Origin of the sequence: Aquidulcibacter paucihalophilus (assembly GCF_002105465.1) — a bacterium.
Classification (GTDB): Bacteria; Pseudomonadota; Alphaproteobacteria; order Caulobacterales; family Aquidulcibacteraceae; genus Aquidulcibacter; species Aquidulcibacter paucihalophilus.
In genome coordinates this window covers 59,376-72,641 of record NZ_NCSQ01000144.1, presented here as the reverse complement: position 1 = coordinate 72,641, position 13,266 = coordinate 59,376, and the positions used below count along the sequence as shown (strand labels likewise).

The 13,266-nt window shown below is 54.6% G+C and carries 10 protein-coding genes; all 10 read left to right on the top strand.

From position 1 onward, the window contains the following. Nucleotides 1-122 precede the first annotated feature (122 nt). The 10 genes from B7364_RS09500 to B7364_RS09455 all read left to right on the top strand — a co-directional run bounded on the left by B7364_RS09500 (nucleotide 123) and on the right by B7364_RS09455 (nucleotide 13,210). Entirely contained in the window at nucleotides 123-2,756 is a 2,634-nt protein-coding gene (locus B7364_RS09500) for a TonB-dependent receptor (protein ID WP_085339760.1), read from the top strand. Between the two features lie 115 nt (nucleotides 2,757-2,871). After that, nucleotides 2,872-3,522, top strand: coding sequence for a peptide-methionine (S)-S-oxide reductase MsrA (msrA, locus tag B7364_RS09495; protein WP_085339759.1), 651 nt, complete (start codon nucleotides 2,872-2,874; stop codon nucleotides 3,520-3,522). Between the two features lie 624 nt (nucleotides 3,523-4,146). Then, nucleotides 4,147-6,702 carry a TonB-dependent receptor gene (locus B7364_RS09490; protein ID WP_085339758.1) on the top strand — a complete coding sequence of 852 codons (2,556 nt, stop codon included), beginning with the start codon at nucleotides 4,147-4,149 and terminating at the stop codon, nucleotides 6,700-6,702. Between the two features lie 122 nt (nucleotides 6,703-6,824). Further along, nucleotides 6,825-8,408, top strand: a complete 1,584-nt coding sequence (locus B7364_RS09485) for an alkaline phosphatase D family protein (RefSeq protein WP_085339757.1) — start codon at nucleotides 6,825-6,827, stop codon at nucleotides 8,406-8,408. An 83-nt stretch (nucleotides 8,409-8,491) separates the two neighbouring features. Further along, the gene (locus B7364_RS09480) at nucleotides 8,492-9,508 is read left to right on the top strand and encodes an agmatine deiminase family protein (RefSeq protein WP_085339756.1); all 1,017 of its coding nucleotides are present in this window, start codon (nucleotides 8,492-8,494) and stop codon (nucleotides 9,506-9,508) included. A 1-nt stretch (nucleotide 9,509) separates the two neighbouring features. Beyond that, a complete protein-coding gene (gene aguB, locus B7364_RS09475) occupies nucleotides 9,510-10,361 on the top strand; it encodes an N-carbamoylputrescine amidase (RefSeq protein WP_085339755.1) in 852 nt (283 codons plus the stop codon). Between the two features lie 210 nt (nucleotides 10,362-10,571). Further along, nucleotides 10,572-11,453: a MotA/TolQ/ExbB proton channel family protein gene (locus tag B7364_RS18260; RefSeq protein WP_085339754.1), complete on the top strand. Its 882-nt coding sequence runs from the start codon at nucleotides 10,572-10,574 to the stop codon at nucleotides 11,451-11,453. A 27-nt stretch (nucleotides 11,454-11,480) separates the two neighbouring features. Next, a complete protein-coding gene (locus B7364_RS09465) occupies nucleotides 11,481-11,960 on the top strand; it encodes an ExbD/TolR family protein (RefSeq protein ID WP_085339753.1) in 480 nt (159 codons plus the stop codon). Between the two features lie 123 nt (nucleotides 11,961-12,083). Continuing rightward, the gene (locus tag B7364_RS09460) at nucleotides 12,084-12,527 is read left to right on the top strand and encodes a biopolymer transporter ExbD (protein ID WP_157893624.1); all 444 of its coding nucleotides are present in this window, start codon (nucleotides 12,084-12,086) and stop codon (nucleotides 12,525-12,527) included. Nucleotides 12,528-12,541: 14 nt separating this feature from the next. Beyond that, nucleotides 12,542-13,210: an energy transducer TonB gene (locus tag B7364_RS09455; protein ID WP_085339751.1), complete on the top strand. Its 669-nt coding sequence runs from the start codon at nucleotides 12,542-12,544 to the stop codon at nucleotides 13,208-13,210. The last annotated feature ends 56 nt before the right edge of the window (nucleotides 13,211-13,266 follow it).

The window sequence follows — 13,266 nt, the reverse complement described above, 5'->3', positions numbered from 1 at the left end:
ACCATGCGTATAGCCGAAGTAAGCTCTGAGAACTTTGCGCAACGTCATGCGTTGTTGCGGGTTGGCAGAAACAAAGGGCCTGAAACATCAGGCTGAAAACAACCATTCTCTGGGAGAGAAAAATGAATTTTGAACGATTGGGCCGCCGTGGTCTTCTGTTGGCTGCATGCGCAACGTCTGTTTTTGCCGCACCTGCATTCGCGCAGCAACAAGCGCCAACTGCACAAGATGATCGGCCCGTTGAGGAAGTTATCGTTACGGCGACCCGCCGTGAAACCGCGCTGCAAAACGTCGCTGTCGCCGTGACCGCGATCGGTACCCAAGCCATTGAGTCGGCTGGCGTTAAAGACATTCGCGACCTGACCCAATTGGCTCCATCGCTGCAAGTGCCTGTTTCCGAGAACTCCGGTTCGGTTACAGCCCGTATCCGCGGCGTCGGTACGCAAGGTTCTAACCCCGGTCTGGAATCCTCGGTCGGTGTTGTGATCGATGGCGTGTTCCGCGCCCGCAATAGCGTTGCTTTTGGTGACTTGGGCGAAATTCGCGCCATCGAAGTTCTGCGCGGTCCTCAAGGTACTCTGTTTGGTCGCAACACGTCGGCTGGTCTGATCAATGTCACCACGAAAAAGCCAAGCTTTGAGTTTGGCACCTCGGGCGATGCGACCTTCGGCAATTACGGTTTGGGCGGTCTTGGTCTCGGCATCACCGGTCCGCTGATCGAAGATAAGTTGGCTGGCCGTTTGTATGTCACCGCGCGCGCGCGCGACGGTTATATGAATGTGAATAACGGTACCGCCCGCACGGACTCAAATGATTCCAATTATTATGCGATCCGTGGCCAATTGCTCTACACCCCAAGCGAGACCTTTGATGCCCGCTTGATTGTCGACCAAGCTTCGCGCGCTGAGGCCTGCTGTGCTGCTGCAGTTTGGCTTAAGGACGTTCGTGTTCCTTCCACCACTGACATCTTGAACAAGATTTCGCCTAATGCGCTTCAAACCACCCGCAATCTCAACAGCTATCTGGCCAGTGCAAACCGTACCTATGACCAAGATATCGAAGACAAGGGCATCAGCCTTGAGATGAACTGGGATGTTGGCTTTGGTAAGCTGACGTCGATCACGGCCCAACGCAACTGGAAGCGGACCGCGGGTGCTGACTCTGATTATAGCGGCGCAGACATTGTCTATAGCTTGAAGTCAGAAGGTGCTGGCGCTTCGTTTGACAACTTCACGCAAGAATTCCGCTATGCGGGCTCGCTTGGCAAATTGGATTGGTTGGTCGGTACCATCTATTCCAAGGAAACCATCAACTCCCATGTACGGTTCCGCACCGGCAATGATTACCAAGCCTATATTGGGGGTCTCTTGGGGCCTGCCTTGGCTTTGGCAAACCCAGCTTTGGCGGTGAACCCATTGAGCCCAACTGTAACCAACACGCAGCTGGCAGGTGTGGTTTCGACGTGGCAGACCATCTTGGGTGTCACCCCAGCCAATATCGGCACCTTGGCCCCCGGTGGTGGTCAGTTTGACGATTATGAGCAAAATGCGGAATCGATCGCGCTGTTCACCCACAATATCTATCAATTCAACGACGACTTCAGCGTAACTTTGGGGCTGCGTTACACCTCGGAAGAAAAGAAGTTCCAAGCAAGCTATCGCACTCAAGGCAACACGGCCTGTACCGCTCTTGAGAACCGCTTGGGTCTCGATGCAGCCCGCAATGCGGGTGCCTTGTCGGCGGTTGTAGGTGCCATCTGCGCACCGTGGATGCGTTCTGCCCTCGATGGTATGGATCACCGCCAAGAGAAGTCGGAAAAAGAATGGTCTGGTATCGTCTCAGCTGCCTATCGGATTGCCCCCAACATTAATTCTTATGCCTCCTACTCGCGGGGCTATAAGGCTGGTGGCTTCAACCTTGACCGTGCTTTCTCTGACCTGCAGAACAATGTGGTCACCTCCATCATCTCGCCAGGCGTCGGTAACCGCACCGTGCGTCAGCCAAACACGTCGTTTGCACCTGAGACTGTGGATGCCTATGAAATTGGCTTGAAGACTCAGTGGTTTGACCGCGCCTTGACCGCAAACTTTGCGGCCTTCCATCAGACCTTCGAGAACTTCCAACTGAATACCTTCACCGGTATTTCGTTCGTCGTGACCTCGGTGCCTGAAGTGGTCTCGCAAGGGGTTGAATTCGACTACGTGTTGCGCACGCCAATCGAGGGCTTGTCCATCACCGGTGGTGCTGCTTACTCATTGACCGAGTACACCAAGAATTTGGGTTCGGCTTCACAGCCAAATACCTTCTTGGGTCAAAACCCCAACCTCTATTGGTTGCCCGGCGCGCAGCTGACCAGCTCGCCAGTTTGGACCTACGGTTCGGCGTTCAATTATGAGCGTTCGGTCTTCTCCGACAAAGCGACGTTTAAGGCCTATACGGACTTCCGCACGATCACCGACACGATCACCGGTTCCAACTTGGATCCACGCAAGACCCAACCCGGCTATACCCTGATCAACGCCCGTTTGGCATTGAGCACGGCAGACGATCGTTGGACTGTCGAATTGTGGGGACGCAACATCACCGATGAGCGTTATGCCCAGATCACTTTCGATTCACCGCTGCAAGGCGACGCACCTGCTCTGACCAACCAACCCGCTTTGGGTGGCTTCGCGCCACGTCCGGTGACAAGCCAAATCAATGCCTTTGTTGGTGAGCCACGAACCTATGGTGTGACCTTGCGCTGGAACTACTAAGTTCCAACGCTGCCAAATTAAGCTGAGGGGCGCGGCATAGGCTGCGCCCCTTTTGCTTGGTGAGTCTGTGGGAGAGGTATGCAACCAATCTCGCAAACGATGCGTATAGGCTATCATGACCCATCTAAAGCCCTTTACTGCCCTCGTTGCTTTTTCAGCCTTTGCACTCGCGGCCTGTGGGACCCAATCCCCGATCCAACCTGAAACTGTCGCACCACCTGCCAATCTTGCGTCCGCCCCCGTGCCCAGCAATCTGGCGACCGCAGTTTTTGCCGGTGGCTGCTTTTGGTGCATGGAAAAGCCATTTGACGAGATCCCGGGCGTGGTTGCAACCACCTCAGGCTATACGGGTGGCACCTTGGCGAACCCGACTTATGAGCAAGTCGGTCGCGGTGGGACAGGCCATTTCGAGGCAGTGAAGGTCACTTATGACCCTGCAAAGGTCAGCTATCAAAAGCTCTTGGATACCTACTGGCGACAAATCGATCCTTTCGATGCTTTTGGCCAGTTTTGCGATAAAGGCGAGACCTATTTGCCAGCAATCTTCTATGGCAATGACGATGAGAAGAAAGCCGCCGAAGCGGCGCGTGAAGTGCTGTTTGCGCGCTTTAAGAAGCCAATAGTTGTGCAGATTTTGCCAGCCAAGACGTTTTATGACGCAGAAGGCTATCATCAAGATTATTATCAGAAAAACCCGCTTCGCTACGCCCATTATCGCAATGGCTGCGGCCGAGATGCCCGTTTGCGCGCCGTTTGGGGCCAATAAAGATGTAAAAAGCGGCAATATGTCACAATTGCTGCCTAACCCATTTACAAATCGGCCCACCACAGGCTAACGTAAGGGCAAGTCGGGTCTTTGGCTCGGCTTTGGTGTCCGGAATGGTTCATTGCGCTTTTCGTAAGCGCTGGATTGGACCGGCGCTCCCTGAGCATCGCCTTGCGGTGGAGCCCCTGGCTCCACCGCTTTTTTCATTTTGGACTTTGGGGAGCCCTTGGCTCCACCGCTTTTTTCATTTTGGACTTTGGGGAGCCCTTGGCTCCACCACTCTTTTCATTTTGGACTTTAGGGAGCCCTTGGCGCCACCACTCTTTTCATTTTGGAATCGGCAAACCTTTAGCCGGCCTCCATATAACTCAGTCGTCGATTCAGCTTCTCTAAAGTCGAGCTCGATCACAAGTCGCTGCCTAAAGTCTAAACAAAGTGTAACATTGTTGCCACTGTGCGAACAGCTTGGCACATATATCCCCAGTGTTCCCGCCTCAGAGCCGCCGCTGTCATAGAAGTGTCACATAAACGTCGCAGAGGCGTATCTCAAGCGGGCTAGGTGGCCCACTCTACGCGCAGCCTCCCACTACGATGCGCAAAAATGACTTTCACAAGGGGTACCCTATGTCTCACGTAACACGCTTGTCTTCGGGCGTAGCGCTCGCCGCAATCTCATTAGGCATGTTTGGCTGGAGCGGTCCTGCTTTAGCGCAATCCACCGGTTCGCAGCAAACTGAAGCCGAGCTGATCATCGTTACCGCAGCGCGCAGCCGCACAACTGCCGGTCTTATTGAAGCTGAAAAGACCCCAAAGACCCGCTCGACCATTACGGCAGAATATATTGCAACCCAGCCAACCGGCCAAACTGTTTTCCAAAGCTTGAACTTGGTGCCTGGCTTGAACTTCACCAACAGCGACCCTTATGGATCGTCGGGTGGTAACGTTCGCCTGCGCGGCTTTGACGGCAACCGCATCTCTTTGACTGTTGATGGTATTCCGCTGAACGATACCGGTAACTATGCGATCTTCACCAACCAGCAGTTGGATCCTGAATATATCACGCGCACGACCGTCAACACAGGCACCACCGATGTCGACAGCCCTTCGGCTTCCGCAACCGGCGGTACCATCAACCTGCGCATGCGCCGTCCAGATGAGAAGATGGGTTTCCGCGCAACTGCCTCCGCGGGATCGTATGGTTATGGCCGGGGCTTGTTGAGCTTTGATACCGGCGCGTTCGGTCCATGGGGCACCACCGCTTTTGTGGGTGGTTCCTACCAGAGCTACAATAAGTTCAAGGGCCCCGGAGAACTTGAGAAAAAGCAATTCAACGCCCGTGTTTTCCAAAAGCTGAACGATACTGATTTCGTCAGCTTGTCGTTCCACTATAATGAAAACCGCAACGCCTTCTACCGTAACGGTACTTTGGCGCAGTGGGCTTTCTATGGTCCAAATTTCGACAATTTGGCGACCTGCGCCCGCGTCGCTCCTGTTGCGGGCACGGCTCAGAACGATGGCGCAACTTTGGTAGCAAGCAACGCTAATTTCTTGGCAAGCGCCGACAATCCAGACAATCCATCAAGCTGCACCAACTTCTTCGGTCTGCGCATCAACCCATCCAACACGGGTAATATTCGCGGTAGCTCTAACTTCCAATTGACACCAAACCTTCGCCTGACGGTGGACCCAACCTATCAGTACGTGTTGGCAAACGGTGGCGGTACAACTGTGGTCGCCGAAAGCGATCGCCGCTTGCGTGGTGCTGGTTTGGTCTTGACCGGCGCTGGCGCAATCCCCGCCGGTGTTGACTTGAACGGTGACGGCGATGTGCTCGACAGCGTTCGTCTCTATACACCAAATAACACCAACACGAACCGCGTTGGCGTCAATGCTTCCTTGATTTGGGACATTAATGAGACCAACCGTCTGCGCTTCGCTTATACATTCGACTATGGTCGTCACCGTCAAACGGGCGAATTCACCCGCTTGGATGCCCAGGGCAACCCGCTGGACGTCTTTGGCGGCCGTGAAGGTCCAAAAGTCAATGGTGTGGACGGCAGCTTCCTGCGCGGTCGGGACCGCTTCTCGATTGCGCAACTGAACCAGTTCGCAATCGACTATAACGGCCTGTTCTTCGAAGACAAATTGCGCGTCAACATTGGTGTTCGCGCACCATTCTTTGAGCGTCAGTTGGATCAACGTTGCTTCAGCCAAAACGGGACTTCCAACGTACTTTGCACCACCGAAACCCCAAGTGCGACTTTGGCCAACGGCAATGTGACCTTCGTGTCGCAGGGCACGAACCAATACATCGCGCCTTATAAAGCAACGCGTAAGTATGATGCTGTATTGCCAAACATCAGCGCCAGCTATGAGTTCATCGAGAACAACTCGGTGTACGCCAGCTATGCGGAAGGCTTCTCGGCACCTCGTACTGACAACCTATACACCCCATTGCGCGGTGCAACCGGCGGCATCCTTCTGAACAACGCTGTTCCAGAAACCACCCAGAGTTTCGACTTGGGGTATCGCTACCAAGCTTCCAACTTGACGGCTTCGATCGCTCTTTGGAACACCAAGTATGAAAACCGGATCGTCTCTGCGTTCGATGAGAACTTGGGTATTAGCGTGGATCGTAACGTCGGTGCCGTTGATCTGAGCGGTCTTGACTTGGAACTCGGCTATCGCTTGGGCCAACGCTTCACCGCCTACGCCTCGGCATCGTTCAACGACAGCGAAGTGAAAAACAACGTACCGCTGTCCGCAACAACCTCCCTGCCAACCGGCGGCAAGAAGCTGGTTGAGACGCCAGACACCACCTATGGCCTGCGTTTGCAATATGTTCTCGATGGCCTGACCCTTGGTGTTCAAGGCAAATATGTCAGCGAGCGCTTCTCGACCGACGTCAATGACGAGAAGTCGCCGGCTTATAGCGTAGTCGACTTGGATGCGAGCTACGACTTCGACAAATTGGGTGTGAAGAACACGGTTCTTCAGTTCAACATCATCAATCTGTTCGATGAAGGCTATTACGGCAACATCAGCTCCACCAACAATGCGTTGACGATTGCCAACGTGTCGACCGTGGCTGGCGTAACTGTCGCCCGTACCGGTGCGGCACCAACCTATTCGCTGGGTGTACCGCGTACACTGCAAGTTACTTTGAAGACAAAGTTCTAAGCTCAAAGTGCTGTAACGTTTGGTTCATGGGGCGGCCTTTACGGGGGCCGCCCCATTTGCGTTTGTGCCCCCATAGACTAGGGTAAGGGTACATTGTTTTCTCAAGTACAAGGTCTGGTCTGATGAGCTTCGATCCAAAGCGGCGGTTGTTTTTGAACGCATGGGCCATGGGAGTGGCAGCCGCTTCGATCAGTAGCCCTTGGCGCGGCTCGGCTATGGCGCAAACCCCTAAATTCATCTCCGATCCCTTCACTATGGGGGTGGCTTCCGGTGACCCGACGCAAGATGGCTTTGTGCTTTGGACGCGCTTGGCTCCAGAACCTTTGGACCCTGATTACGCCATTGATGGCTTGGTTGATGTTCAATGCGAGATCGCCGAGGATGAGGCCTTTACCAAAGTCGTGCGGCGTGAGTTTGCTGTGGCGCGGCCCGATAATGCGCATTGTGTGCATGTGGAGGTGGGCGGCTTGAAGCCGAACCGCCCCTATTTCTATCGCTTCCGCGTTGGTTTGGCTGTTTCGCCTGTTGGCCGCACGCGCACCACCCCGGAATTTGGATCACCCTTGGCAAAGTTACGTTTTGCTTGGCACTCCTGTGCCCATTATGAGCATGGTTTGTTTACGGCCTATGGCGACCTCGCCAAGCAGAATCCCGATGTCATCCTTTCGTTAGGTGATTATATTTATGAGGTTTCTTATGGTGCGGCTGTTCGACGTATGCCAGTGGAAGATGCCTTTAGCCTGAATGACTATCGATTGATTCATGCTGTCCATAAAATGGACCCGGACCTTCAGGCGGCCCATGCTGCGGCCCCCTGGCTTTACATCTGGGACGACCATGAGGTCGCCAATGATTATCAGGCAGACTTTGGCAAAGTCCTGCCTGGTCAAGATCCCGCTAAGGATTTCCCGATCCGAAAATACAACGCCTATAAAGCCTTTTTCGAGAGCCAGCCGCTCCGCGCGCGTTCTCGATTTGATGCGGTAAACCGTATGCGGATTTATGGTCAAAGTGGCTGGGGTGATCTGCTCGACTTTACTCTGTTGGATACACGGCAATACCGGTCCAAAGGGGCTTGCTTGTCGCCAGGTCGGCAAGAGGCAGAGACCGTGAGCCGTACGTCGTGTGCAGAGCTGCAGGACCCCTCGCGGACCATCCTAGGGGCCCGGCAAGAGCGTTTCATGTCTGAGAATTTTATGCGCGCGCCATTTAAGTGGTCGGTCCTGGTTCAACCTACGCTGTTCGCCACCTTGTTCCAGAAGAATAGCCAGGGGGATCCGACTGCCTTTACAGATGGTTGGAGTGGTTTTGAGCCTGCCCGACAAAAGATTATCGACATGATGGCGCGCCGACGCAGGGATGTGTCTTCCGTCGTGATCGGCGGCGATATGCATGGTTTCTGGGCCAGTGACGTCAAGCAAGATTATGCGAAGCCCGAAAGTGACACGGTAGCAGTTGAATTTGTAGGCGGGTCTATCACGTCGATGTCGTTCAATTATGATCGATGGAACCGCCTGTTCCCCGATAATCCGCACTTGAAATGGCAAGATGACCGTGTGCGCGGCTATGGCCTAGTTGATGTGACGCCGCAGACGATGGATGTCCGCTTAATGAGTACGCCAACCACATGGCGACGCGATCAAGCCTTCAAGCCCTTGAAACGTTATATCGTGGAGCGCGGCAAGGCTGCACTCAACGAGGCCTAAGTTTCACACACAGCTATCTTGCGGCATTAGCGTGGCAGGGCCATGTGACCAGCCTTTGAAATGCTGCCTAGAGGAGCCGTATTTTGACCCACTTGAACATCCCCGCCGAATGGGCCCCTCACAAGGCGATCTGGACGTGTTGGCCCTCGGCGGCAGATCTTTGGCAAGAAAATTTGGTTCCTGCACGGGCAGAAGTGGCTGCGATGATCCATGCGCTGGCGGCAAGCACGCCAAGCGGCAACCCGGGCGATGTGGTCCATGTACTTGCCTATGGCGACGAAGCCATGGCCAGCGCGCGCGAAAGCTTGCCTTCCCATGCGCACATCCGTGCCTGTGGATTTGGCGATATTTGGTTACGCGACACCGGACCTATTTTTGCCAAGCGGGATGGGAAGGCCATAGCCCTGCGCTTCGTCTTCAATGGTTGGGGCGGCAAATATGACCTGCCCTTTGACGATAGCGTCGGCGATCGTGTGGCTGAAGCGGCCGCAACCTCCATTGAGCGGGCAGATTTCATCTTAGAGGGTGGGGCAGTGGATCATGATGGGGAGGGCACCATTTTGACCACAAAACAGTGTTTGCTCAATCCAAATCGAAATGCCGGATGGACCGAGGCGGTGGCAGAGGCTCACTTGCAAGCAGCCTTAGGGGCGAAAAAGGTGTTATGGCTGGATGAAGGCCTCGCCAATGATCACACAGATGGGCATGTCGACAATATTGCCCGTTTTGTTGGCCCCGGACGCGTGATGTGCATGTCACCATTTGGCGAAAATGACCCCAATCGGGACGTCCTCGATCAGATTGCCGCGGATTTACGCAGCATGAAGGATGCAGCGGGGCGGTCGCTGGAAGTAATCCAAATCCCCTCGCCTGGGCTGGTTACAGATGATGACGGGGAGGCTATCCCAGCCTCGCATATGAATTTTATCATCGGCAATGCCAGCGTGGTGATGCCACATTATGGAACGCCTGCAGCCGATGCGGCACTTCGCGGTCTCGCTGCAGCTTTTCCACGCCACCGCGTTGTTGGTATTCAAAGTACGGCTATCCTGACAGGTGGCGGCAGTTTCCATTGTATAACCCAGCAGGAGCCAGTCTGAGATGTCGCGCCTTGTGAACCTAGCCGCCCTTCAGACCCATTATGGTTCTGACTTGCAAGATAATATTAACAGAACCATCGCGCTGATCCGTCAGGCAGCGGCAAAGGGTGCGCAAATCATCCTGCCTTCAGAATTGTTTCAAGGACCTTATTTCTGCACCACCCAAGACGAGCGCTGGTTTGCGACTGCCTATCCCGCACTCGAACATCCCTGCGTAACGCAACTACAACCCATAGCAGCTGAGTTGGGCGTTGTGCTCCCGGTCTCCATCTTCGAGCGCGACGGGCCGCGTTACTATAATAGCGTGGTCATTCTCGACGCCGATGGCACAGCGTTGGGGACGTATCGCAAGAGCCATATCCCTGACGGCCCGGGCTATCAGGAGAAATACTATTTTCGCCCCGGTGATACGGGCTTTAAGGTTTGGAACACGCGCTACGCTAGGATCGGCGTCGGCATTTGTTGGGACCAATGGTATCCCGAAGCGGCCCGCGCCATGACGCTTTTGGGGGCTGAAGTTTTATTTTATCCCACTGCTATCGGGTCAGAACCCCATGATGGCACACTCGATACACGTGATCCTTGGCGGCGCGCCATGCAGGGCCATGCGGTTAGCAATGTCATTCCAGTTGTGGCGGCCAATCGGATTGGCGTGGAAAAGGGCCTTGGAGACGATCAGCATTTCTATGGCTCATCCTTTATTACCGATCATCGCGGAGATTTGATCGCAGATCTTTCGCGTACCGAGGAAGGCATCGCCTTAGGCACCGTTGACCTGACATTTTTGGATCGACACCGCGCAGCTTGGGGCTTTTTCAGGGATAGACGGCCCGATCTGTATGCTCAGAACTGAGTCAAATTTGCCTTTCACGGTTATAAAACCGTAACAAAACCAGACTCAATTCTTAACAACAGCATCTTCTACAGACATTTCCTGCCTCACAGCGGCAATTTAGCGCATAGCCCCCTTCCACAAACGCGAAAGGGCGGCTAGGACTCCGATGGAGCCCGATCGTTACAAAAAGGTTAACGGCGGGACTGATTTTGGAGGATACAGAAAACCATGTTTGCTCTTCTGCAAGCCGCCGGTGCTGCTGACACCGCTGCCACCCCCGCCGCTGACGCAACTGTTGCTGCTGCTGCTGAAACCACGAATGCTGTTGTTGAGTCAGTGAACGCTGTCGCTGCTGCCGCTGCACCTGCTGCACCAAGTGCCGCTGAAGCCGCTGCTGCTGCTGCAGAAGCTGCCAAAAACGCAGGCCAACAAAACATCACCTTGATGGACATGATCGCCGCTTCGCCACTGGTGTCGAAGATCGTTTTGGTCATCTTGTTGCTTTGCGCCGTTTACGCCATCGCCCTGATGTTCGAAAAAATCATTGTCATGCGCGGCAACAAAAAGCGCACGGTTGACTTCATTGCCGCTTACAAGAAGGCAAAGACTCCAGAAGAAGCTGCCCAATTGCTCGCAAAGCAACCAGATGGCTTTGCTAAGAAGATGTTTGCTGCTGGCTATGGCGAGCTGCAAAAGGCGAAGGACGCAGGTCTCTACAACAACCGCGACGCACGCGGCGACTTGTTGGAGCGTATCCGTGCAGCCATGACCGCTGAGCAGAACAAGGGTATTGAAGAGCTGGGCTCCAACATGACCTTCTTGGCTTCGATCGGTTCCAACGCACCATTTATCGGTCTGTTCGGTACGGTGTGGGGTATCATGAACTCGTTCATCGCTATTGCAAACACCCAAACCACCTCGCTGGCCGTTGTGGCACCAGGTATCGCAGAAGCTCTGTTCGCAACCGCTGCAGGCCTCGTGGCTGCTATCCCAGCCGTGTTGATCTACAACTTCTCGGCCAAGCAAACCGGAACCATCGGTGGCTATCTGGAAGATTTTGAAGCCGACTTCATCTCGCTGGTTACCCGCGACATGGACAAGCAGGGCTGATCGGGGCTCTAGAAAAGGAGACCGATCATGGGTGCAAAACTAGCCGGAGGCAGCAGCAGCGGCAAAAGAGGCCAGCTGGATGTGAATGCAGAACCCAACATCGTGCCATTCGTGGACGTTATGTTGGTGCTGTTGATCATCTTCATGGTGGCTTCGCCAGTTGCTTCAGTGGACATTAATGTCACGCTGCCTGACTCCAAGGTCTTGCCATCGAAGCGTCCACCTAAGCCAACCTATGTCACCATTCAGGACAAGGGCGGTAAAGTGGGCTACTTCGTCGGCAATGATGAAGTCGTCGATACGACACAGCTCGGTAAGAAAGCCTTTGAAGGCGTTGTGAAAGACAACCCAACCTTCAATGGTGACTTGGCCAAGATCATCGACCAACGGATCTACGTCCGTGCCGATGGTGAAACGCCATACCGTAATGTGGTTTTCGCAATGAACCGCCTTCAAGATGAAGGCTTCTACAAAGTTGCGCTCGTTGGCGCAGACAAACGCCGCTAGGTTAGGGAGGTACGATCATGTTGAATAATTATACCGCCCATGTCTGTGTCGCCGGAACTTTGAGCTTGAAGGGAGCGACGCACCATGGGCGCTAAACTCTCCGGAGGGAGCAAAGGGAAGGACTTGCAGCCGAGCTCGGAACCAAACATCGTTCCGTTCATCGACATTCTCTTGGTGTTGCTGATCATCTTCATGGTGGCCGCGCCAATTCCGACGACGGACGTGAAGGTGGATCTTCCGCCGCCATCTCCGCCGCCTGAAAAGCAGCAAGAGAAGCCAAAGACCCCGACCGTGGTCGACATTCGCGACGATGGGACGGGTGTGCCGCAAATCTTTGTGGATACCCAGTTGACCGAACCTGATGCCTTGGCTGCCAAGGTGTTGGAACGGATCACCTTCCATGTGCCAGATTCTCCAAACCGCCTGCTGGAAACAGTTCGGGTGCGTGCGGATCAAACCTTGCCATATGCGTCGGTGATGGAAACCATGGCGATTCTGCAAGAAGCCAATTTCCAAAAAGTTTCTCTGGTTGCCGAAGACGCAATCAGTGAAGATCAGTTGCGATAGGAGGGCAATGAGATATGGCTAAATATCGTATGTTGTTCCTCTTGATCTCGATCATTCTTTGGTCGGGTATCTTGTACGGTGTATCAAAAGTACGCCCGCACATCGTGACGGACTTCTTGGACAATCTGAACGTGGTGAAGGCGGAGAAAGAAAAGAAAGCTCCGCCGCCGCCACCACCTCCACCGCCGCCGCCTGAAAAGCTGCCGCCGCCACCGCCACTGGTGGAGCGCCAAACCAAGATGATCGTGGACATTCCACCGCCTCCGGTAGAAGAAATCCGCGAAACTGTGGTCAAGGCACCCCCACCACCTGCGCCAGCGCTGACAGATTATCAGCCGCCAGCACCGCCACCGCCACCACCGGCACCACCCCCTCCGCCTCCGCCACCATCGTGCACCGAGGCACCGAAGAACCCCCGCAAACTGCGTGAGTTCAACGTGGAGCGGGCCTATCCACAGCGTGCTGTGGATCGGGGGACCGAGGGCAGTGTCCGGGCAACCTTGCAGATCGACGCAACCGGTTCGGTTGTCGGGGTGATTATCACCTCAGCCAACCCGCCAGGCGTGTTCGAGTCGGCAGTTGAGCGTGAAGCGCGTCGTATGCGCTTCGAGCCAGCTCGCCGGAATTGCGAAAACGTAGCAGATGATTTCTTGCTCGATGTTCGCTTCGTGCTTGGCGATTAAGCTCAGAAGCTTCGGTTAAGTGAAGGGGCCGCTGCAGGTTTGCAGCGGCCCTTTTG